Annotated in this window: 17 protein-coding genes; 5 read left to right on the forward strand and 12 right to left on the reverse strand. The window is 69.1% G+C overall.

Annotated elements, in window-relative coordinates:
* Positions 1-56: 56 nt before the first annotated feature.
* From AC1DSO_RS03990 to AC1DSO_RS04000, 3 genes are all read right to left on the reverse strand, one after another.
* Positions 57-443, reverse strand: coding sequence for a DUF6491 family protein (locus AC1DSO_RS03990; protein ID WP_477067613.1), 387 nt, complete (start codon positions 441-443; stop codon positions 57-59).
* A 74-nt stretch (positions 444-517) separates the two neighbouring features.
* Positions 518-1,138 carry a glutathione S-transferase family protein gene (locus AC1DSO_RS03995; protein WP_477067614.1) on the reverse strand — a complete coding sequence of 207 codons (621 nt, stop codon included), beginning with the start codon at positions 1,136-1,138 and terminating at the stop codon, positions 518-520.
* Complete coding sequence (locus tag AC1DSO_RS04000; protein ID WP_477067615.1) at positions 1,135-2,118, reverse strand: pyridoxal-phosphate dependent enzyme; 984 nt, start codon at positions 2,116-2,118, stop codon at positions 1,135-1,137. The genes AC1DSO_RS03995 and AC1DSO_RS04000 overlap by 4 nt, the downstream gene beginning before the upstream one ends.
* Positions 2,119-2,219: 101 nt before the next feature.
* Between AC1DSO_RS04000 and AC1DSO_RS04005 the strand changes: the two genes are divergently transcribed.
* Positions 2,220-2,699, forward strand: a complete 480-nt coding sequence (locus AC1DSO_RS04005; RefSeq protein ID WP_477067616.1) for an Lrp/AsnC family transcriptional regulator — start codon at positions 2,220-2,222, stop codon at positions 2,697-2,699.
* Between the two features lie 159 nt (positions 2,700-2,858).
* On the opposite strand, the gene nhaA is transcribed toward AC1DSO_RS04005, so the two are convergent.
* Both nhaA and AC1DSO_RS04015 read right to left on the reverse strand, forming a co-directional pair.
* Entirely contained in the window at positions 2,859-4,043 is a 1,185-nt protein-coding gene (gene nhaA / locus AC1DSO_RS04010) for a Na+/H+ antiporter NhaA (protein WP_477067617.1), read from the reverse strand.
* 1 nt (position 4,044) lies between these two features.
* A complete protein-coding gene (locus AC1DSO_RS04015) occupies positions 4,045-5,334 on the reverse strand; it encodes a DUF5690 family protein (RefSeq protein ID WP_477067618.1) in 1,290 nt (429 codons plus the stop codon).
* Positions 5,335-5,638: 304 nt separating this feature from the next.
* Between AC1DSO_RS04015 and AC1DSO_RS04020 the strand changes: the two genes are divergently transcribed.
* Entirely contained in the window at positions 5,639-7,702 is a 2,064-nt protein-coding gene (locus AC1DSO_RS04020) for an MHYT domain-containing protein (RefSeq protein WP_477067619.1), read from the forward strand.
* 39 nt (positions 7,703-7,741) lie between these two features.
* On the opposite strand, the gene AC1DSO_RS04025 is transcribed toward AC1DSO_RS04020, so the two are convergent.
* Positions 7,742-9,490 carry an ATP-binding protein gene (locus AC1DSO_RS04025; protein ID WP_477067620.1) on the reverse strand — a complete coding sequence of 583 codons (1,749 nt, stop codon included), beginning with the start codon at positions 9,488-9,490 and terminating at the stop codon, positions 7,742-7,744.
* A 197-nt stretch (positions 9,491-9,687) separates the two neighbouring features.
* Between AC1DSO_RS04025 and AC1DSO_RS04030 the strand changes: the two genes are divergently transcribed.
* Positions 9,688-11,427: a putative bifunctional diguanylate cyclase/phosphodiesterase gene (locus AC1DSO_RS04030; RefSeq protein ID WP_477067621.1), complete on the forward strand. Its 1,740-nt coding sequence runs from the start codon at positions 9,688-9,690 to the stop codon at positions 11,425-11,427.
* 431 nt (positions 11,428-11,858) lie between these two features.
* Positions 11,859-12,089, forward strand: coding sequence for a hypothetical protein (locus tag AC1DSO_RS04035; RefSeq protein ID WP_477067622.1), 231 nt, complete (start codon positions 11,859-11,861; stop codon positions 12,087-12,089).
* Between the two features lie 88 nt (positions 12,090-12,177).
* Here the strand turns inward: AC1DSO_RS04035 and AC1DSO_RS04040 are convergent, their stop codons facing one another.
* Positions 12,178-12,681, reverse strand: coding sequence for a CarD family transcriptional regulator (locus tag AC1DSO_RS04040; protein ID WP_047408402.1), 504 nt, complete (start codon positions 12,679-12,681; stop codon positions 12,178-12,180).
* 474 nt (positions 12,682-13,155) lie between these two features.
* Positions 13,156-13,497: a ferredoxin FdxA gene (gene fdxA, locus AC1DSO_RS04045; protein WP_047408863.1), complete on the reverse strand. Its 342-nt coding sequence runs from the start codon at positions 13,495-13,497 to the stop codon at positions 13,156-13,158.
* A 266-nt stretch (positions 13,498-13,763) separates the two neighbouring features.
* Here fdxA and AC1DSO_RS04050 point away from each other — a divergent pair, with 266 nt between their 5' ends.
* Positions 13,764-15,848 (forward strand): putative bifunctional diguanylate cyclase/phosphodiesterase, encoded by a 2,085-nt coding sequence (locus AC1DSO_RS04050; RefSeq protein ID WP_477067623.1) that lies wholly within the window; start codon positions 13,764-13,766, stop codon positions 15,846-15,848.
* Positions 15,849-15,895: 47 nt separating this feature from the next.
* Here AC1DSO_RS04050 and AC1DSO_RS04055 read toward each other — a convergent pair whose 3' ends face one another.
* The 4 genes from AC1DSO_RS04055 to AC1DSO_RS04070 form a co-directional block, all read right to left on the reverse strand.
* Positions 15,896-16,894 carry a sensor histidine kinase gene (locus tag AC1DSO_RS04055; RefSeq protein WP_477067624.1) on the reverse strand — a complete coding sequence of 333 codons (999 nt, stop codon included), beginning with the start codon at positions 16,892-16,894 and terminating at the stop codon, positions 15,896-15,898.
* Positions 16,895-16,989: 95 nt separating this feature from the next.
* Positions 16,990-17,790, reverse strand: a complete 801-nt coding sequence (locus tag AC1DSO_RS04060) for a hypothetical protein (protein WP_477067625.1) — start codon at positions 17,788-17,790, stop codon at positions 16,990-16,992.
* A gap of 52 nt (positions 17,791-17,842) precedes the next feature.
* Positions 17,843-18,142, reverse strand: a complete 300-nt coding sequence (locus tag AC1DSO_RS04065) for an RNA-binding S4 domain-containing protein (RefSeq protein ID WP_477067626.1) — start codon at positions 18,140-18,142, stop codon at positions 17,843-17,845.
* Complete coding sequence (locus AC1DSO_RS04070) at positions 18,139-20,685, reverse strand: helicase-related protein (RefSeq protein ID WP_477067627.1); 2,547 nt, start codon at positions 20,683-20,685, stop codon at positions 18,139-18,141. The genes AC1DSO_RS04065 and AC1DSO_RS04070 overlap by 4 nt, the downstream gene beginning before the upstream one ends.
* Between the last annotated feature and the right edge of the window lie 503 nt (positions 20,686-21,188).

Genomic DNA, 21,188 nt, shown 5'->3' on the forward strand with positions numbered 1-21,188 from the left:
GCTCACCTCAAGATTGAGGCGAGCTTAGAAGGCGACCCCGCGCGCCGCAACCGGCCTCAGCCCTTCTTCTTCCGCGTGGCCGCGATTTCTTCCGGCGTCAGCTTGCGGACCTCGGTCACCGGATAGCGGCGCAGGCCGGTGATGGCGGCCGGCACCACGATGTCGGCGTCATAGCCCTGGCAGATCCAGGACCGGCCGCGCGAGTCGATGCCGATGCGCAGCGACCAGTCGATGTCGGGCGACGGCGCGAACAGCGTCAGGCGATAGACGTTCTTCGGGGTGATCGTCACGTCGACGGTCTGGTCGTCGACGACGGTGAAGCCGTTGACGTCGTCGGACCGGAAGCAGGACCGGTCGGACTTGGTTTTCGGGGCGTCGGCGGCCAGCACGGGCCCGGCGACGAGCAGCGCGCAAAGCGCGGCGGATCCGATCAGCAAACGCATGTCATTCCACTCCCATTGGCGCCCGCCATCCCTATCCTCGCGCCAAAGCGTGACTGGCTCAAGGCGCGAGTGTTTCAGACGTCCACGGTCTCGCCTTCCAGCGCCGTGGCGCGCATCGAGGGGCGCTGGCTGAAGGCGTCGTACCAGGCGGTCAGGCGCGGGCAGCTGGAGCGGAAGGCGTACACGGCGCGGAACTCCAGCCAGCTCAGGGCCGTGGCGATGGCGACCTCGGCCAGGCCCGGGGTCTCGCGCGGTTCGAAACTGGCCTCCAGGAAGGCGCAGCCGGCCGCCACCTTGGCCAGATGGCCCTCGCCCAGCGGCGGATAGCGCAGCGCGGGCGGACGCCGGGTGGTCTCCCAGCGGACCAGGATCCCGGCCTCCGAGAGACCGTCGGCCACGGCTTGCAGCCGCAAGGCGGCGATACGCGCGGCCGGGTCGGCGGGGATCAGCGGCGGGCCGCCATGCAGGCCGTCCAGATACTGGCAGATCACGCCGGAATCGAAGATCGCTTCCTCATCGTCGGTGATCAGCACCGGGACCTTGCCCAACGGGTTCAGGGCGAAGACTGTCTCGTTGCGGGCGGTGGGGCTGGTCTCGTGGTGGATCACCGCGACGCGGTCGGCCAGGCCGGCCTCGTGGGCGAAGACCAGGGCCTTGCGGGCGAACGGCGAGTGGGTCTGGTACAGCAGCTTCACGACAGGGGTCCTTCGGTCAGGAAGATCAGGGGGCGGGCCTCCGGCGACAGGTCGCTGGCCAAATGGGCGGCGAAACCGGCTGCGCCTGAGGGCGTGGTGGACAAGCCGGCAAAGGCCAGGTGGTCGGCGGCGGTGCGGGCGGCGGGGTCGCTGACGGTCGCGTACTCGACGTCGCAGCGGGCCAGGATGGCGTGGGCCAGGACCGACGGCGCCTTGCAGTCGAGGCGGCCCATGATCGAGTCTGGACCCTCGACCCGCACCGGCCGGCCCGCCTGGGCGCTGGCGGCCAGGCAGGGCGCGGCGTCGGGCTCGACGATCACGAGGCGCGGCTGCTGACGCCAGGTCGCGCGGACCATGTGGGCGATGGCGCCGGCCAGGCCGCCGACCCCGGCTTGCAGATAGACGTGGGTCGGCCAGCGGCCCGAGACCTCGAACACGGTCCGCAGCTCCTCGGCGAGGATCGTGTAGCCCTCCATGACCAGGGCCGGCGGCCGAAGGTGGCCCTCGTCGGCAGTGTCGGACAGCAGGACCGCGCCCGTGGCCGCCGCGTCGGCCCGGGCGTCCAGCAGGATGTCGTCGTAGCGGCCGTCGCTGATCACCACCTCGGCCCCGGCGGCCTGGAGGCGGTCGACGAAGACCGGGGGCGTCGCGCGGGACAGGTGGATGCGGGCCCTGGCCCCGAACAGCCGCGCGCCGCTGGCGACGGCCAGGCCGTGGTTGCCGGCGCTGGCGCAGACGAAGGTCGGGACCGCGTCGGGATCGTCGCGGCGGATCTCGTCCACCAGCACCGCCACCGCATGGATCCCGCCGACGGCCTTGAAGGCGCCCAGGCCCATGCGATCGCGCTCGTCCTTGACCAGTACGGCGGGCCCGTTCGGCTGAAGCAGGCCGCGCAGCGGCGTGGCGGCGAAGCCGGGCAGGACGCCGAGGGTGCGTCGGGGCGCCTCGGGATCGGGGCGGAAGGTCAGGGCGTCGGTCATGCCGCTAGGCTAGCGGAGATCGGCGCGCTGTTTGTCTCGCTGAATGGCCAAGGATCGACTAAGTTTCCCGGAATTGAACTTTAAAATGAGTGAAATCGATCATGTCTGTCCCGGCGCTCGACAAGGCCGACCGCATCCTGCTGGACCAGCTGCAGCGGGACGCCACCCTGGGCATCGACGCCCTGGCCCACGCCTGCGGCCTGTCGGTGGCCTCGGTGCAGCGGCGGCTGAAGCGGCTGCGCGGGGCCGGCGTCATCGAGCGCGAGGCGGCGGTGCTGAACCCGGCCGCCGTCGGCCAGCCGATGACCTTCGTGATCATGGTCGAGCTGGAGCGCGAACGCCGCGAGCAACTGGCCGCTTTCCGCGCGGCGATCCGCGACGAGCCGCAGGTGCAGCAGGCCTATTACGTCACCGGCGAGAGCGACTTCGCCCTGGTCTGCCTGGCCAAGGACATGGCCGACTTCGAGGCCCTGACCCATCGATTGTTCTTCGAGAACGGCAACGTCCGGCGGTTCCGCACCTCGGTGGTGATGGAGCGGACCAAGGTGGGGTTGAGCGTGTCGGTGGGGGCGGAGGACTAGGTCCTCTCTCCAGTCGGCAGGTTCCCTTTTCAGTGTCATCCCGGCCGGAGCGCGTAGCGCGGAGAGCCGGGACCCAGGGGCCGCCGCGATGCGCTTGGCCCTGGGTCCCGGACAGCCTCTGCGAGGCTTCCGGGATGACACGGATTTCTGGGTAAGGGACTACTCGCTCCCCGCCTTCGCCACTCGCAGGATCGCCATCCCCAGCAGCGCCGAGGCCAGCGAGCCGACCAGCACGCCGATCTTGGTCTCGTCGACCAGGTGCGGATCCTTGAACGCCAGGCCGCCGATGAACAGGCTCATGGTGAAGCCCACGCCGCACAGGGCCGCCACGCCGTAGAGTTGGCCGGGGGACGCCCCGCGCGGCAGCCGCGCCCAGCCCAGCTTGACCAGGCCGAAGGCGACGCCGAACACGCCCAACTGCTTGCCGAGGAACAGGCCCAGGGCCACGCCCAGCGGCACAGGGTCCAGTAGGGCGGCGAGGCCGACGCCGGCGAAGGAAAGTCCAGCGTTGGCGAAGCCGAAGATTGGCGTCACCCCGAAGGCGACCGGCTTGTGCAGGGCGTGCTCCAGCCGATGCAGCGGCGAAGGACCGTTCGCCCGCAGCGGGATGGTCAGGGCCAGGGCGACGCCGGCCAGGGTGGCGTGGATGCCCGACTCCAGCACCAGGAACCACAGGGCCAGACCCAGCAGCAGATAGGGCCACAGGCTCATCACCTTCAGCCGGTTCAGGACGATCAGGACCAGCAGCACCCCGCCTGCGCCGGCCAGGGCCGCTAGGTGCAGCTGCTCGGTATAGAACAGGGCGATGATCACGATGGCCGCCAGGTCGTCCATGATGGCGATGGCGGTCAGGAACACCTTCAGCGAGGTCGGCACGCGCGGCCCCATCAGGGCCAGGACCCCGAGCGCGAAGGCGATGTCGGTGGCCGACGGGATCGCCCAGCCGGCGATGCTGTCCGGGTGGCCGGCGTTGAAGGCCAGGTAGATCACGGCGGGGAGGGCGACGCCGCCCAAGGCCGCCGCGCCGGGCAGCACCACGTCGGCGGGCCGCGACAGCTGGCCGTCCAGCACCTCGCGCTTGATCTCCAGCCCGACCAGCAGGAAGAACAGGGCCATCAGCCCGTCGTTGATCCAGTGCAGGACGCTTTCGTCCAGATGCACGGGTCCCAGGGCGAAGCCGAAGTGCAGGTCCAGGGCCTTGAAATAGGCCCCGGCCAGCGGTGAGTTGGCGACGATCAAGGCCAGGGCCGCGGCGACCATCAGCACATAGCCGCCGGCCGCCTCGTCCTTGAGGAACTGGCTCAGCGCCTGCCGCGCCCTCAGGCTGATCATCCGCAAGGCCATGTCAGAGCGTCCTGAGGAACCGATTGGCGAAGAACAATCCGATCAGCCCCAGGCCGCAGGCGATATAGGCCCCGCCCGCCAGGAATTGGCCCCACTCGATGTTCAGCTTGGCGAACGACTTCACCAGCAGCAGCGAGATGCTGCCGATATAGCCGAACGAGTCGGCGACATAGATCAGGAACCCCGCCGTGCCGACCTTGCCAGTGGCGGCGATCATCCGATCGAACAGCATGGCGTTGAACGGCGTGTAGCCCATGTAGAGCCCGGCCCCGGCCAGCACCATCCACCAGACCGGCGGCAGCACGTGCAGTTGATAGGCCAGGGTCGAGGCGCCCAGCAAAACAAAGCCCAGGGCCACGAAGCCGATGTTGAAGGCCATGGCCCGGCGGTTGTCCTTGACCCCCATCAGGGCGGCCAGGCCCGCCAGCACGATCGCCGCCACCGGCAGCTCCGACAGGGTGAAGATCGAGGCGGCGTTCTTGAAGCCCAGTTCGGCCCAGATCTCGGCCGAGAAGTTGTCGCGGAAGTCGCGCAGGGCGGTCAGCATCACATAGACGGCGATCAGYAGGATCAGGGCCGGGGCGTGGGCGGCGAACAGGGCGGCGCGGTCCTTGGCGCCCATCGGGGCGCGGCGCACGCGCTCGGCCTCGTCCTGCGCTGTCGGCGGGGGCAGCTGGGCTAGGGCGATCACGGCGACCAGCATCAACGGCGCGAAGATCAGGCCCGACACCGCCGGCATCCAGCGCTCGTCGACATTCGACAGCAGCAGCATCTTGCCGATCGACTTGGCCACGCCCGACGACAGGATGAAGCTGGCGCACAGCATGGCCCCCAGCACTTCGGTCAGGCGGCGGCCCTCAAGAAAGCCGAACACCAGGCCCCAGATCATGCCCAGGCACAGGCCGTTCAGGTACAGGGCCATCGGCCCGATCACGGTGGGTAGGACGCCGAACAGCAGCAGCGACATCTCGGCCCCGAAGATCAGGGTCAGGATGGCCACCGCCCGACGGTGCGGCTGCATCTCGGAGATCACCTTGACCCCGATGAACTTGGCGGTGGCGTAGCCGGCGACCTGGGCGATCACCAGGGCGATCTTGAAGTCGAACGCGAACRGCCAGCCCTCCGGATGGGCGAAGGCGGCGGCCGTGAACGGCTTGCGATAGCCGAACATGGCGAAATAGACGGCGAACGACGACAGGCCGCCATAGAGGGCGAACAGCCAGGGCGGGGCCGTCGTCAGGAAGCGGGTGACCGGGCCCCTGGGGACGACCGCGTCGGCTATGGCGTTCATGCTGTGCTGTTCCGTCCCTCTACCCGGCCTTCAGCTAGCCCGCTTCCTCCGATCGGGGCAATCGAAGTCGGGCGCGCGCCCATGGATCTCGTCGCCATTCCAGACCGTCCGGCGTTCCAAGATCGTCTTTCGCGAGAAATGCGGTGCGAGGGCAAGTCATGCGGGACATCGAACAAATATTGGCGGCCCGGCGTTCCGGTTAGGTAAGATTCGAGCCCCACCATGGGGATGGAACCGCGATTTTCCATTGGCATTCGTAGTCGGCGAGCCCAAGCTTGAGACCCGTCTCCTGGGCAGGAGCTGTATGCAGCACGTTCATCAACCCGCGTTTGTGCTGCTTTCTCTGCTGGTGGCGGTCCTGGGTTCGTGGACCGCTCTGGACCTCTTCAGGCGCGTCCGCACCCATGTTGGCCGAGCTCGCACCGTCTGGCTGGGCGTGGCCGCCTTCGCCATGGGCGCCAGCATCTGGTCGATGCACTTCATCGCCATGCTGGGCTTCGATCCCGGCGCCCCCGTCCGTTACGATCCGCCGCTGACCGCCCTGTCGCTGGCCGTGGCGATCTTGGCCACGGGTGGCGCGTTCTTCACCGCGGCCGAGGCCGGCGCGCCCTGGCGGCGAGTGGCCGTGGCCGGCGGCTTCATGGGCGCGGGCATCTGCCTGATGCACTATGTCGGCATGGCCGCCCTGCGGACGGCCGTGTCGCTGGGCTACGATCCGCGTCTGGTGGCGTTGTCGCTGCTGATCGCGGTCGGCGCTTCGACCGTGGCCCTGATCGCCGCGCGCGCCGAGCGCTCGATGCTCTGGCGCGCCGTCGCGGCCGGGCTTCTGGGCGCGGCGATCGTCGGCATGCACTATACGGCCATGGCCGCCCTGCGCCTGACGCGGGTGGAGGTCCATGTTTCAGAGCCTTCGGGCGTTCCGCCGCTGGTCCTGGCCTTCGCCGTCGCGGCCGGCGCCCTGGTGATCCTGTTCCTGGCCCTGGCCGCCTCGCTCTATGACCGGCGGCTGGACGTGCTGGGCGCGCTCGACGCCGGCCGGGTCGGCTATTGGGAGCTGGCCTTGCCCCACCGCGCCCTGCACGTCTCGCCCCGCGGGCGCGAGATCGTGGGCGTGGCGCAAGGCGCGCCTCTGACCCAGGCCGACTGGGCGGCCGCCGTCCACCCGGACGACCGCGAGCGGCGCGAGGCCCAGCTGGCCCAGGCCTTGGCGGACCATGTCGACTACGACGCCGAGTACCGCATGGTGCGTCCGGACGGCCAGGTGCGCTGGATCAATGTCCGGGGACGGGCCATCAGCGACGCGCGCGGTCGGCCCATCCGCATGATCGGCGTGGTGATGGACGTCACCGACCGCCACGCCGCCTTCGCCGCCGTGGCCGAGAGCGAGGATCGCTTCCGACTGATCGCCGACAGCGCCCCGGCGCTGATCTGGATGACCGACGCGCAAGGGCGGACGGTCTTCGTCAATCGCCACTACCAGGTGCTGTTCGGACGTCCGCACGAGGAGATGCCCGGGCCCCGATGGGCCGGCGCGATCCGGCCCGAGGACCGCCCGAGCTTCCACCGGGAATTCACCGAGGCCGTCGTCCGGCAGCGCGGCTTCATGATCTTCGCCCGGGTCAGCGATCGCCAGGGCCAGACCCTGTGGCTGCGCTGCGAGGGCACGCCGCGGTTCGATCCCGATGGCGTGTTCCTGGGCCACACGGGCTGCAATGTCGACGTCACCGAGGCGATGAGCGCCCAGGAGCAGCAGCGCCTGCTGATCAACGAGCTGAACCATCGGGTCAAGAACACCCTGGCCACCGTCCAGTCGATCGCCGCCCAGACGGCGCGGCGGGCCGACTCGCCCGAGGACTTCCGCGACAAGTTCGAGGCGCGGCTGGTCGCCTTGTCCCAGACCCACAACCTGCTGAACCGCAGCGGCTGGAAGCGGGTCAGCCTGGGCGAGCTGCTGGGTCAGGAGCTCGCGCCCTACGCGGCCGAGCAGATCCGGGTGGACGGGCCGGTCGTGGACCTGTCGCCCCGCTTCGCCGTGGCCCTGGGCCTGGTATTCCACGAGCTGGCCACCAACGCGGCCAAATACGGGGCGCTGTCGGCGGCGACGGGGCTCGTGCAGGTCTCCTGGCGGCTGATGTTGCAGCCGGACGGCGAGCGCCGCCTGATCGTCCACTGGCGCGAACAGGGCGGGCCGCCGGTCCGGGCGCCGATCCGGCGCGGGTTTGGCTCGCGACTGATCGAGACCAGTCTCAAGGGCGAGCTTGGCGGGGCCAGCCGGATGGTCTTCGCGCCCGACGGGCTGGACTGTCGCCTGGACGTGTCCCTGAACGCGCCGACCGCCGCGGCCGGGACCTCGTCGGCGGCAGGGTGAGCGCCGCGAGCGCCAGCCCCGACTTTTAGACCCAGACGTCTAGGCCCAGGCGGCGGCGTCGGTCGGGTCAGCCACCGCGTCGGCGATGGCGGAAAACAGAGCGGTTACATCGATCGGCTTGCTGACGTGAGCGTCGAGACCCGCCGCCAGGTAGTCGTGTTTCTGGTGGTCCATGGCGTTGGCGGTCAGGGCGATGATCGGCGTCCGCGCGCGGCCCTCGGCGCGCTCCTCGGCCCGGATCGCCCGCGTGGCGCTGACGCCGTCCATGATCGGCATGTTGATGTCCATCAGGATCAGGTCGAACGCCCCGTTGCGCCAGGCCTCCAGCGCCAGCCGTCCGTCCTCGACCACTTCGAGGCTGAAGTCGTCGCCCAGAAGGCTCCGTAGCACCAGCTGGTTGGTCGGGTTGTCCTCGGCCACCAGGATGCTGATCGGCTGGTCGGCGGTGTCGACCAAGGCTTCCGCCGTGGCGGCGACGGGCGCGGCGACGGGGGCCGCCGCCAGCGGCAGGGGGAGGGTGACGCGGAAGGTCGAGCCTTCGCCGTTGCGGCTCTCGACCGCGATGTCGCCGCCCATCAGGTTGGCCAGCTCCCGCGAGATCGGCAGGCCCAGGCCCGAGCCGCCGAAACGCCGGGTGGTCGTGGCGTCGGCCTGGCCGAACTTCTCGAACAGGCTGGCCTTGGCCTCGTCGGAAAAGCCGATGCCGGTGTCCTCGACCGCCAGCTCGAAGCCGGCCGTCCTGAACACCAGGCGCACCGTGACGTGGCCGTGGTCGGTGAACTTCACCGCGTTGCCGATCAGGTTGTAGAGGATCTGGCGCACCCGGGTCGGGTCGCCATGATAGCAGGCCGGCTCGCCGTCCCGTTCGAAGTGGAGGTCCAGACCCTTCTCGACGGCGATGCCGGCGAAGGCGCAGCAGGCGCCGCGCGCCAGCGCCTCTGGATCGAAGTCCAGCGGTTCGAGCTGCACCTTGCCGGCCTCGATCTTGGCCATGTCCAGCAGGTCGTTGAGCAGGGTCAGCAAGGTCGCGCCGGACTGCTGCAGCACCTTGAGGCGATCGGCCTGGTCCGCCGACATCGGCTCGCGCCGCATCGCCTGGGCCATGCCCAGCACGCCGTTCAGCGGCGTGCGGATCTCGTGGGAGACCGTCGCCAGGAAGGCGCTCTTGGCCTGGTTGGCCTGCTCGGCGCTGAGCTGGCCGCTGATGACCTCGGCGTAGGAGTCGGCGTTGGCGACCTGCAAGCCCCGGGCGTTGACCAGGAAGCAGACGCCCAGCGCCAACAGGATCCAGCCCTCCAGCCCCGACTGCAGCTGGCTCATGCTGTACAGCAGGGCGGCCGCCGGGACGGGCGCGGTCCAGAAGAACATGCCGCGCGTCAGGGTGTGCTGGGCGGCGATGGTCATCAGCACGCCGGCGCTGACGATGATCATCGAGACCGCGCCGGCACTGCTTGTCGGGTGGGCCAACAGGATAGGCCCCGCGCCGACGGCCGACAGCAGGGCCGTGATCGCGATCAGCTGACTCCGGAAGGCGAGGATCTGTTCGGGCCCGGCGTCRGGGAGGCGCGGGACCACCCTCTGCCACCAGGCCACGGCGTAGGCTTCCGACAGCGCGAAGGCGGCGACCCAGCCCAGGGCGATCGGCAGGCCGATCACCTTCAGGACCAGCAGCAAGACCGCGACCAGGGCGATGCTGCAAACGCGCATGACGACGTGGCCGGAGTAGGTCCGGGCATAGTACTGCTCGAACGCCTGTTGCGAATAGGATCTGTAGGCGCCGGCTTTCATGCGCGCCAGCTTGGACGCCGCAGGGTTTAAGCGCCATTGGCGAAACGCTGCGTCATGGCGACACAGCGCCGGCCTTTCCGAGCGCACCTTTGTCGCTGAAGGGCCGCGCGTATTCCGCGACAGAAAGCCACGGCGCTCGGCGACCGGTTGTTAGGCATGCCCATCGCACGATCCCGGCCTGAGTTGAGGTTAGTGCAATGTCGTCTTCCAATGTCGTTCCCCTCGAGCCCCGCGGCCTGTCGCCCCGCGAGACCGCCGCCGTCACGCTCGCCGAGCAGAACGCCCTGCTGACCGCCGCCCTGAACAACATGCCGCACGGACTGTGCATGGTGGACGGCGACGGCCGCCTGATCCTGTGCAACCCGGCGTTCGTGGCCATGTACCGGCTGCCCGAGACGCTGAGCCGGCGGGGAACGCCGCGCGAGACGATCCTCGAATACGGCTTCTCGACCGGACAGGGCCCGATTTCGGGCGTGGCCGAATATCTGGCGCGCAGCGCCGTGGCCACGCCCGGCCAGTCGATCGTCGAGGAGCTGGCCCTGGCCGACGGCCGGACCGTGCGGATCTCGCACACGCCGATCGAGGGCGTCGGCTATGTCGCCACCCACGAGGACATCACCGACCGGGTCGAGGCCTCGGCCAAGATCGAGTTCCTGGCCTATCGCGACACCCTGACCGGCCTGCCCAACCGCACCGCCTTCCAGCGCGGCTTCGAGGCGGCGGTCGAGGCGGCCGAGCGCCAGGGCGAGATGTTCGGCGTGCTGATGATCGACGTCGACCACTTCAAGGACATCAACGACACCCTGGGCCACGACGCCGGCGACGCCTTGCTGCTGAACCTGGCCAAGACGCTGAGCAAGGCCTTCCGCCGGGGCGACACCGTCTCGCGCCTGGGCGGCGACGAGTTCGCGGTGATCCTGCGCGGCCTGACGGGTCCCGAGGATCTGCTGCGGCCGATCGAGGTGCTGCAGGCCCTGCTGCGCAACCCCGTCGAACATTCGGGCCGCAGCTTCACGATCAGCGCCAGCCTGGGCGCGGCGATCCACGACGACCCGGACGCCGATCCGCTGCACCTGCTGAAGAACGCCGATGTGGCGCTGTACGAGGCCAAGTCCGGCGGCCGCAACCGCTGCGTGGTCTTCAAGCCGGCCATGCGCACCCAGGTCGAGCAGCGGGTCGAGCTGCTGCGCGAGGTGCGGCTGGCGATCGCCCAGGGCGAATTCGACCTCTACTACCAGCCGGTGGTCGACCTGGCCTCGAACAAGGTCGCCGGGCTCGAGGCGCTGATGCGCTGGAACCATCCCGAGCAGGGCGTGCTGCCGCCGGCCGCCTTCATGGCCGCGTTCGAGGACACCGACCTTTCGCTGCAGCTGGGCGAGGTCGCCTTCGAGCGGGCGCTGGGCCAGATGCGCGCCTGGCTGGACGAGGGCGTCGAGTTCGGCCGGGTGGCCGTCAACATCTCCAGCGAACAGTTCCGCACCGGGCGCCTGGCCAGCGACATCGCCGACAAGCTGCGCGCCTGGAACGTGCCCGCCGAGCGCCTGGCGATCGAGGTCACCGAGAACGTCTATATGGGCTGGGGCGCCGACGTGGTGGCCGAGACGGTGTGCGCGCTGCACGCCACCGGGGTGCAGATCGCCCTGGACGACTTCGGCACTGGCTACGCCTCGCTAGCCAATCTCCGCCAGTTCCCGGTCGATCGGCTGAAGATCGACAAGTCCTTCGTCCAGAACGCCGAGGACGACGCCATCGTCCGCGCCGTGATCAACCTCGGCGCCAGCATGGGCATGAAGGTGGTGGCCGAGGGCGTCGAAAAGCCCGAACAGCTGGCCGCGCTCAGCGCCTATGGCTGCGATCAGGTCCAGGGCTACCATTTCGCCAAGCCGATGCCGGCCGGCGAGGTGGCGGCGTTCGTGCGCGGGTTTGGCCGGGATTAGGGCGAGGCGGCCATCCAGAATCCCTCTCTCTGAGAGAGAGGGAGGGGCCCGCCGCGAAGCGGTGGGAGGGTGAGTGGTTATAATCTCTCCGAACGAAGCTCCCCCTCTCCCGACCCCCCGGCGAAGGCCGGGGTCCAGGTTCATCCGGAGAGTTTGGGGTTTTCGCGCCTTCGCGTCGCGCTATTCGCGTGAGGCTCGTGGGTTCGATCTGGGCCCCGGCCTTCGCCGGGGAGGTCGGCGTTGGGGCCCAAGGAATTGGGACTTTCCGGCGAGACCGTAACCACTCACCCTCCCACCGCCTGCGGCGGTGGGCCCCTCCCTCTCTCTCAGAGAGAGGGGTTTAGCGTGCGACCCGAGCGTCCCCTCACCACCCTCAGTCGCCTTCGCAAGCGCCACTTGGCTAGCTCCAACTAAGCCCCAACTAAAGTGGCATGGTTGGATGGCTTCAATTTCTGATCGCGCTGGTCGCGCTCCTGGTGCTGGCGCCGCTGATCGGGTGGCTGGCCCACCGGCTTGGCTCCAGGACCAAGGGCGGCCTGATGCTCGCCTCGGTCCTGTTGGGTTTCGGCGCGGTCCTGGATCAACCGGCGAAACATGCGATCGAGGCCGCTGAGCCCGTGAAGGGATCGCCGGAGAACGACGAGCCTCCGCTCCCCGAGTGACGACCGCCCTCCACCCCTCCGTCCAAACAAAAACGCCCTCCCGCGAGGGAGGGCGTCTTCGTGTCTTCGAAAGTCCGGAAAGGTCCGCCTAGGCGGCCTTGACCAGCGACTTGGTCAGGATGCCGATGGCGGCTTCGCGGTCGATGCGCTCGATGGCGGCGACTTCGCGGGCCATGCGGTCCAGAGCCGATTCATACAGCTGGCGTTCCGAATAGGACTGTTCCGGCTGGTTCTCGGCGCGGTGCAGGTCGCGGACCACCTCGGCGATCGAGATCAGGTCGCCCGAGTTGATCTTGGCTTCGTATTCCTGGGCGCGGCGCGACCACATGGTGCGCTTCACCCGGGCGCGGCCCTTCAGGGTGGTGAGGGCCTGATTGACGACATTGCCTTCCGCCAGCGGGCGCAGGCCGGCCGTCTTGGCCTTCTTGGTGGGGACCCGCAGGGTCATTTTTTCATGGTCGAAGGTGATGACGTAGACTTCGAGCGACATACCGGCCACTTCCTGGGTCTCGACCGCCTGAATGGTGCCAACGCCGTGTGCGGGGTAAACGACGTGATCGCTGACCGAGAATTCCAGACCGCTCTTGCTCATGTTCGTCCTCATCAATGCGGACCCGCCAGGTCCGAACGCCGTGTTCTGTCCCAAACCAAAGGCGACAGCTTCCCGCTCCGCGGAATACTGGTCGCGGGGCCAAGCCTGTCAGGATTTGGAATAGACCTCTAAGACACCCTTCGCCTTCGATCGGGCGAGCCGGTTCAATTGGCTTTTTTGAAACGGCTTCTTCGACAAGACGGACCGTCGCGAATAGCCGCAACCGTCACGTCGGCAGCGACAATAGCATAAAATTCAGCCCTATGAAAGGGTTGCGTCCTGGCATGGGGGTTTCGCCGCCAAGCTTTCGCGGGTCGGTGATCGCTAGAGCTTGAGAAATCGCGCCTAGAGCCTGTCGAGTTCAGACGGAATCATCTGAACTCGATGAACAGGCTCTAGAGTCAAACGTAGAGCGCGTTTGGCGGGCGAAACCGCTCACACTTTCGCCCAACGCGCTCGGGACCGACGTCGGGATCAGGAGCCCGTGCCCGGCTTTTCGCTGAAGTACTTCTCGAACTTACCGGTCTCGCGCTCGAACTCCTCGCGGTCGGCGGGCGGCTCGCCCTTGACCGTGATGTTCGGCCAAACCTTGGCGTAGTCGGCGTTGACGCGCAGCCACTTGCCGTCGGCCTCGTCCTCGGTGTCCGGCTTGATGGCGTCGACCGGGCACTCGGGCTCGCAGACGCCGCAGTCGATGCATTCGTCGGGATTGATCACGAGGAAGTTCTCGCCCTCGTAGAAGCAATCGACCGGGCACACCTCCACGCAGTCCATGAACTTGCAGCGGACGCAGGCGTCGGTGACGATATAGGTCATCGAAAACTCGGTTGAGGTCGGACGGAGTTCGGCGGCCGCGTTTTCGAAGTCTAGGGGCCGCTTGTCAATGCGGCTTGGCGCCCCGGGGACCCAGGAATTCTCTAGGCGCGACCAGGGCGGGCCGTGTTTYTGACACCGGTCGTCGGCCCGCGTGGGGGTGTCGCGCGACATCGGGCCGTCTGGACGCAAACCATTTCTTATTGAACGAACGTGAGTATGCCGCTCGAGAAACGTCCAATAAAAACAAACGTCGGGAAGCCGACTTTATGAAGACACAAGCCTTGGCTATCCAAACCAGCGTGGAAGCCGACACCGCCACACGCGCCCTGGCCAGGGCGCGGGCGCGCGCGTTCGGTGAGTTCGTCCGCGAAATTCCGTTCGCCGCGGCCTTGCTGGACCGGGACCTGAACCTCGTGGCCGTCAGCCGCGAATGGGCGACGCAAGGGATCGCCGCGGCCGTTTCGGTCGGCGCCGACGCTGGCGCCGGCGGCCTGGTGGCCTCCGAGGACGTCGGGGCGCTGCTGGCCTGCGCCGAGGAGGGGATCGCCTTCTCGCGCTATCTGCCCACCGTCGACCAGGACGGCGTCCAGCGGGTCTGGCGCACCGAGTTCAGCGCCTGCCGCGAGGGCGGAGAGACCTTCGCCGTCATGGTCACGGCCCGCGACGTCACCGGCTATGCCGACAGCGTGCTGCGCGCCGAGCGCGACCAGCAGCGCCTGAAGATGGCGCTGGAGCTCGACGATCTGCTGGTCCGCGAATACGACCTGCACACCAAGGAAATCTATTTCTCGGGCACCGCGCCCGAGCTGCAGAAGTGGTGCACCTTCGAGAACGACCCGCTGGACATCGTCCATCCCGAGGACCGCCAGCGCTGCGCCGACGCCGTGGCGACCCGCAAGCTGGGCGAGGCCCGGGTGTTCGAGTTCCGGCTGGACCGCGACGACGGGGTCGAGACCTGGGTGCGCTCGGTCGGCAAGGTGTTCGTCGGGGCCGACGGCAAGCCCGAGAAGCTGGTCAACCTGTTCAAGGACATCACCGACCGCCGCCGCCAGACCGAAGCGATCGAGACCCTGGCCTTCAAGGACTCGCTGACGGGCCTGCCCAACCGGGCCCTGTTCCAGCACCGCTTCCAGGAGGCGGTGACGGCGTCCGAGACGCTGGGCGAGATGTTCGGCCTGATCATGATCGACGTCGATCACTTCAAGGACATCAACGACACCCTGGGCCACGACGCCGGCGACGCCTTGCTCAAGCGCCTGGCGGGCATGCTGCAGCGCGCCTTCCGGGCCGGCGACACGGTCGCGCGGCTGGGCGGCGACGAGTTCGCGGTGATCCTGCGCGGCCTGCACGGCGAGGCCGACATGATGCGGCCGATCGCGACGCTGCAGGAGCTGCTACGCCGCCCGATCGAGCACGCCGGCCGCAGCTTCACCGCCAGCGCCAGCATCGGGGCGGCCCTGCACGGGGATCCGGACGCCGATCCGGCCCACATGATCAAGAACGCCGACATCGCCCTCTATCGGGCCAAGGAGGCGGGCCGCAACCGCAGCATCCTGTTCGAGCCGTCGATGCGCTCCGAGGTCGAGCAGCGGATCGAGCTGCTGCGCGACGTCCGCGCCGCCCTGACCGCCGACGAGTTCATGCTGTACTACCAGCCCGTCGTCGACATCCGCGAGGGCAAGGTCGCCGGCTTCGAGGCCCTGATGCGCTGGAACCATCCCGAGCAAGGCGTGCTGCCGCCGGCCCGGTTCATGGCCGCCTTCGAGGACCAGGATCTGTCGCTGAAGCTGGGCGACGTCGCCTTCGAGCGGGCCCTGCAGCAGATGCGCGCCTGGATGGATCAGGGCGTCGAGTTCGGCCGCGTGGCGGTCAACATCTCGGCCGCCCAGTTCCGCAGCGGCCGCCTGGCCGAGGAGGTCCAGGACCGCCTGGCCCGCTGGAACGTGCCGTGCGATCGCCTGACCATCGAGGTCACCGAGAACGTCTATATGGGCTGGGGCTCGGACCTGGTCAGCGACACCGTCAGGCGCCTGCATGACGCGGGGGTGATGATCGCGCTGGACGACTTCGGCACCGGCTATGCCAGCCTGGCCAACCTGCGCCAGTTCCCGATCGACCGCCTGAAGATCGACAAGTCCTTCGTCCAGAACACCGAGGACGAGGCGATCGTGAAGGCCGTCATCACCCTGGGCACCTCGATGGGCATGAAGGTGGTGGCCGAGGGCGTCGAGGACGCCGCCCAGCTGAAGGCGCTGGAGCACTACGGCTGCGACCAGGTGCAAGGCTATCACTTCGGCCGCCCGATGCCGGCGGACCAGGTGGCGGCGTTCCTCGAGAGCTTTACGATCTAGCGGCGGGCGCGGCGGTTTGGGTGTGGGCCTTACGTCTACTGGCGCGATCAGGTCGCGAGGCGATCCTTGAGCATCCGCAAGGTGGCGATCACCCCGTGGGTGGGCCAGTCATAGGCGATCGAACCGCCCAGTTGGGTCGACATGCCCCTGACGACCATCTTGCTGCCGAACCCCGATCCCTCGGGCGGCTTGACCGGCGGGCCGCCACGTTCGGTCCAGACCACCACGACGTCCTGGTCCTGAGCGGTGCACGAGACATCCAGCGTGCCGGCGGCGACCGACAAGGCTCCATATTTCAGGGAATTCGTGGCCAGCTCATGGATGACCAGGGCCAGCGTCGTGGCCGCCGCCTCTCCGACGCCCATCCGCGGGACGGACACCCGAATGCGTCCGCTGAAAGCGCCCAGGTCGTCGTAGGGCGCCAGCAGGACCGAGAGCAGATCGCCGAGCAGCGCCGCCTTGCCCTCTTGGCCAGGAATGGGCCGAACGAGATCGTGGGCGCGGCCCAGGGCCGTCAGCCGGTCGGTCAATTCGCGCGCCATGTCCGTCGCTGTCTCGGTCGAGCGCGAGGTGATCGCCGTCAGGGCCGAGGCGATGGTCAGCAGGTTCTTGACCCGGTGGCTCATCTCGCCCGCCAGCAGTTCGTTGGCTTCCTCGGCCTGCTTGCGACCGGTGACGTCGAGAAACACACCGACCATGACACGGCCGATCATGCCGGCGTCGTCGCCTTGTCCGCGCGCCGAAATCCATCGGACATCGTCTTCGACCAGGATCCGGAAGTCGATCTCATAGGAGCCGACGATCCCGCGCGTCGCCGCGAACGCGGCGCGGACCCGATCGCGATCGGCGGGGTGGATGTGGGCGGACAGGTCCTCGAAGCAGACCGCCGTTGTGACCGGCACGCCCCATAGGCCGTAGCCCAGCGTGTCCATGACCAACTGATCGGTGTCGACATTCCAGGACCAAAGGGCCACGCCCGCCGCCTCGACCGCTCGCCGGAGCTGCTCGGTGTTCCAGACGTGGGGCGCGGACTCTGGATCGGACAATGGCGGGCTCTCGGACGTTGCGGGCCCGTCAGCCGTATCACGGCGCCGGCGGGACCGTGGAAATATCGCGGCCCGTCGCCGCTGGAGCGCGATGTCTACGGCTTGAGCTGCACGGGCGCGATCTGGCCGCTGCCGACCACCCATAGCTCGCCCTTGCCGGTGGTGACGTACATCGGCTGGCGGTAAAGCAGGCTCAGAAATACGTGGGTCTCGAGCGGGGTCGGCGACACCACGTGCGAGACCACCATGCCCTCGGTCTTGGCGCCGGGCGGCAGCTTGGGCTGGGCGATGGTCAGGCAGCTGGCCGACAGGGCGTCGCGCTCCTCGACCGTCGAGCCGTCGGCGCTGATCGTGAAGCGGTAGTGGCCGCCGACCGGAATGACGCCCTGGCCGGGGCTGGGCGCCAGCATCCAGACCAGCCAGCCGTCGCCGTCCGGATCCTTGATCACCGCGCTGTTGTAGCCGGGCCGGCACGCGCCGGACATGAAGGACGCGGCGGTCTGGCGCGCGGCGAACATCGCCCGCTCCTCGCCGGTCAGCTCGCGATTCTTCGGCTGGGTGACCGGGCCGACGCCCTTGGCGCTGACGTCGACGTCGTAGCCGACCTCCAGACCTTGGCCGAGGTCGCGCAGGAAGCGGACCTTGGCGACCTTGCCGTCGTCCTCGACCAGCCAGCCCTTGAGGCCGGCGGCCGCCAGGTCGGGGACCTTGGCCGCCACGGCGTCGGTGGCGCGCCAGGCCGACAGGTCCTGCCGGTAGAGGGCCACGCCCATGCGCTGCAGCTGTGGCAGGTCGAAGGTGCGGATCGGCGTGCGGGTTTCGGCGAGCGCCGGCGCGGCGGCGACGGTGAAGCCGGCTAGGGCCAGCCCGAGAAGGCGAGGAAGGAGACGCGTCATGGTTAAGCTCCTGCCCCGTGATGACCTAGGGTAGCGGATCAGGAGCGAAGGTCTACCCCTGCACCGTCTCGTATAGCCCGCGCGCCTCCGTGGCGGGGCCGCGCCTTTCGCCGCAGTCCAGCACCCGCACCGCGATCAGCCGGCCGGCCAGGCCGAACACCAGGAGGTCGCCGGGCTTGACCGTCCGCGAGGGCTTGTCGACGCGGCTCTCGGTCCCCGACCGGGTCAGGCGGATCCGGCCCTCGTCGACGAACCGGGCGGCCAGGGAGCGGGTCTTGAAGAAGCGGGCCCGCCACAGCCAGATGTCCGCCCGCACCGAATCCTTGGCGGCGTCGTGCGTCGCCTCCGTCATGACGCGGCCTGCTTGGGAGCCGGCTTACGGCGCTTGGGCCGCGCCCGCCGGGGCGGCGGCTCGGTCAGCTTGGCCAGGGCGGCGAACGGCGAGTCCGGCCGCGCCTTGACCGGCTTCTGCTCCAGCCTGGCCGCGCCGCGCCGCTTCCAGACGATCGGCGCGTCGGGCTTGGCGCGGATGGCCGGGGTGTAGTCCAGGGCCCGCAGCACGGCCGAGGCCTGGGGCGCGGTCCAGCCCAGCGTCTCCAGCGAGGCCTCGGTCACGACCACCCCGCCGGGCCGCTGCTCGGCCCGCAGCAGGGCGTCCAGCGTTTCCAGCGCCTCGACCGGCACGCTGAAGCCGGCGACGGCGCGCAGGCCGCTGGCCGACAGCTCGCGCGGCGAGGGTTCGGGCTTGGGCAGAACCTCCAGCGTGGTCAGCGCCCCGCGCCAGCCGGACGGGTTCAGCGCCCGGGCGCAGGCCACGGCCTCGGCCTTCAGCACGCCGGGGCAGTAGAGGCTGAACGCCCCGATCCGCACGCCCAGGCTCTTCAAGGTGCGGCGCTCGCCCTGGCTCAAGGCCTTCAGCTCCGGATCGACCGGACCCTTGTCCAGCACACCGCCGGCCTCCAGCAGGCGGTGGGCGATGCCGCGCGGCAGGCCGCGAAGCTCGCCGCCGGCCAGGGCCCGCTCCAGCTTGCGCAGCGGCGCCAGGGCGCGGTCGACCTCGCCGGCCAGGAAGGCGTCCAGTCGCCGCTCGGCCCGCTCGCGGGCGTGCAGGGGACCCAGATCGCCCAGCAGCCGGGCGCGGGGCGCCAGCAGCGGCAGGTCGTGACGCACCGCGCCGGCGATCTCGCCGCGCCACAGGATCGCGCCGTCCGGGGTCAGGGCGAAGGCGTCGTCGGCCTCGCTGGCCAGCACGCCCAGGCGGCGGGCGATCTCGGGCCCGACCGCGCGCTGGGCGGCGTTGCGCAGGGCCTTTTCCTCCAGCGGCGAGGCGCCCTTCTCGGGGGTGAAGGTCACGCCGGCCAGATGGCCGACCAGGTGGCCCTCGACCGTGACCTCGCCGCCCTGGCCGACGCCGGCCAGCAGGGTCTCGCGCTCGCCCAGCTGCTTCATCAGCACGCTGGTGCGCCGGTCGATGAACCGGGCCATCAGCTTTTCGTGCAGGGTGTCGCTGATCCGGTCCTCCAGCTGGCGGGTCAGGCCCTGCCAGTGGGCGGGATTGGCGACCCAGTCGGGACGGTTGGCGATGTAGGACAGCGTCCGCACGCCCGACAGCCGCGCGGCCAGGCTGTCGATCTCGCCGTCCACCCGGTCCAGCGCCTTGAACTGGCCGCCGACCCAGTCCTCGGGCAGGCGCTTGCGGCCGGTGGTCAGGTCGTCGAACAGGGTGCGCGCCATGCGCTGGTGGTCGTCGTCGGTGGTCTTGCGGAAGTCCGGCGTCTGGCAGACGTCCCATAGCCGGAGCAGGGCCGAGCGGTCGGCCTTGCAGCGGGCGACCACGTCCTCCTGCTTGGCCAGGGCCCGCAAGGTGCGCTCGTCCAGCGCCTCCTGYGACAGCGACAGGCCATTGCGGCGCGGCGTCTCGGCCAGCGACCGCAGCAGGCCGGGCAGCGAGCCGAAGTCCAGCCGGGCGTTGCGCCATTCGGCCCCGATGATCGGCTCGAAGGTGTGGTTCTCGACCGCCTCGACCAGGTCCTCGTCGATCTCCTCGCAGTCGCCGGTCACCCCGAAGGTGCCGTCGCGGGTGTAGCGGCCCGCCCGGCCGGCGATCTGGCCGACCTCTTGCGGATACAGCCAGCGGGTGCGCTTGCCGTCGAACTTGCGCAGGCCCGCGAAGGCCACGTGGTCGACGTCCATGTTCAGGCCCATGCCGATGGCGTCGGTGGCCACCAGGAAGTCGACCTCACCCGACTGGTAGAGGGCGACCTGGGCGTTGCGGGTGCGGGGGCTCAAGGACCCCATCACCACGGCGGCCCCGCCGCGCTGCCGGCGGATCAGCTCGGCGATGGCGTAGACCGCGTCGGTGGAGAAGGCGACGATCGCCGTCCGCCGCGGCAGGCGGGTCAGCTTCTTGGAGCCGGCATAGGACAGGTTCGAGAACCGCTCGCGCCCGACGATCTCGGCGTCCGGCAGCAGGCGGCGGACCAGGTGGGCCATGGTCCCGGCCCCCAGGAACATGGTTTCGAACTTGCCGCGCGCGTGCAGCAGCCGGTGGGTGAAGATGTGGCCGCGCTCGGGATCGGCGCACAGCTGGATCTCGTCGACGGCCAGGAAATCGACCTCGCGGCCCAGCGGCATGGCCTCGACCGTGCAGACGAAATAGGCCGCCCGGGCCGGGACGATCTTCTCCTCGCCGGTGATCAGGGCGACGCTGGCCTTGCCGCGCAGCTTGACGATCCGGTCGTAGATCTCGCGCGCCAGCAGGCGCAGCGGCAGACCGATCATCCCCGAGGCGTGCCCCAGCATCCGCTCGACGGCCAGGTGCGTCTTGCCGGTATTGGTGGGCCCCAGGACCGCGGTCAGCTTCGAAGGGGCCAGGCCGGTCGAACGGTCACTCATCTTGCGAAGGTGGGATGGGAATCGGGCGGGGGCAAGCGGGGTGCGGCGAAGGGGTGCGGTGGGGGCGTTGGTGGCGCCGGCAGAATTCTACCTGGGGCGATGCACAGACCTAAGGTGAGGCTATTCAGCTTTTCGCTGAAGATAGAATACCCATTGGATAGCGCAGATCACTGCGAACGCGACAAAAGCACAGGCGCCCCATGCCGGCAGCGCCCCGCCATCGGTTGTTCGCAAAATGGCGAAACCTGCAATCGCCCCAGCTGGGAGACCGACGAGCCAGAGCAGCCATCGCGACCATTTTGGCTGGGCGGCCCTAAATTTCGCTGCAAAGCTCAAACCGGCCATATCGTGAGGCTCACACCAATCTCGATGAGTCCGCAACGGGTGGGAAACGGACATCCGGAATCCCTCTCTCTGAGAGAGAGGGAGGGGCCCGCCGCGAAGCGGTGGGAGGGTGAGTGGTTTCACCGCTAGCCGGAAAATCCCGAGCCTTCCATTGAAGT

Source organism: Caulobacter sp. P4_E5, from assembly GCF_056401555.1.

Excerpts from the sequence above, each read along its gene's own strand:
- AC1DSO_RS03990 (WP_477067613.1), bottom strand. The coding sequence starts at position 443 with ATGCGTTTGCTGATCGGATCCGCCGCGCTTTGCGCGCTGCTCGTCGCC.
- AC1DSO_RS04000 (WP_477067615.1), bottom strand. The coding sequence starts at position 2,118 with ATGACCGACGCCCTGACCTTCCGCCCCGATCCCGAGGCGCCCCGACGC.
- AC1DSO_RS04005 (WP_477067616.1), top strand. The coding sequence starts at position 2,220 with ATGTCTGTCCCGGCGCTCGACAAGGCCGACCGCATCCTGCTGGACCAG.
- nhaA (WP_477067617.1), bottom strand. The coding sequence starts at position 4,043 with ATGGCCTTGCGGATGATCAGCCTGAGGGCGCGGCAGGCGCTGAGCCAG.
- AC1DSO_RS04020 (WP_477067619.1), top strand. The coding sequence starts at position 5,639 with ATGCAGCACGTTCATCAACCCGCGTTTGTGCTGCTTTCTCTGCTGGTG.
- AC1DSO_RS04030 (WP_477067621.1), top strand. The coding sequence starts at position 9,688 with ATGTCGTCTTCCAATGTCGTTCCCCTCGAGCCCCGCGGCCTGTCGCCC.
- AC1DSO_RS04035 (WP_477067622.1), top strand. The coding sequence starts at position 11,859 with ATGGTTGGATGGCTTCAATTTCTGATCGCGCTGGTCGCGCTCCTGGTG.
- AC1DSO_RS04040 (WP_047408402.1), bottom strand. The coding sequence starts at position 12,681 with ATGAGCAAGAGCGGTCTGGAATTCTCGGTCAGCGATCACGTCGTTTAC.
- fdxA (WP_047408863.1), bottom strand. The coding sequence starts at position 13,497 with ATGACCTATATCGTCACCGACGCCTGCGTCCGCTGCAAGTTCATGGAC.
- AC1DSO_RS04050 (WP_477067623.1), top strand. The coding sequence starts at position 13,764 with ATGAAGACACAAGCCTTGGCTATCCAAACCAGCGTGGAAGCCGACACC.
- AC1DSO_RS04060 (WP_477067625.1), bottom strand. The coding sequence starts at position 17,790 with ATGACGCGTCTCCTTCCTCGCCTTCTCGGGCTGGCCCTAGCCGGCTTC.
- AC1DSO_RS04065 (WP_477067626.1), bottom strand. The coding sequence starts at position 18,142 with ATGACGGAGGCGACGCACGACGCCGCCAAGGATTCGGTGCGGGCGGAC.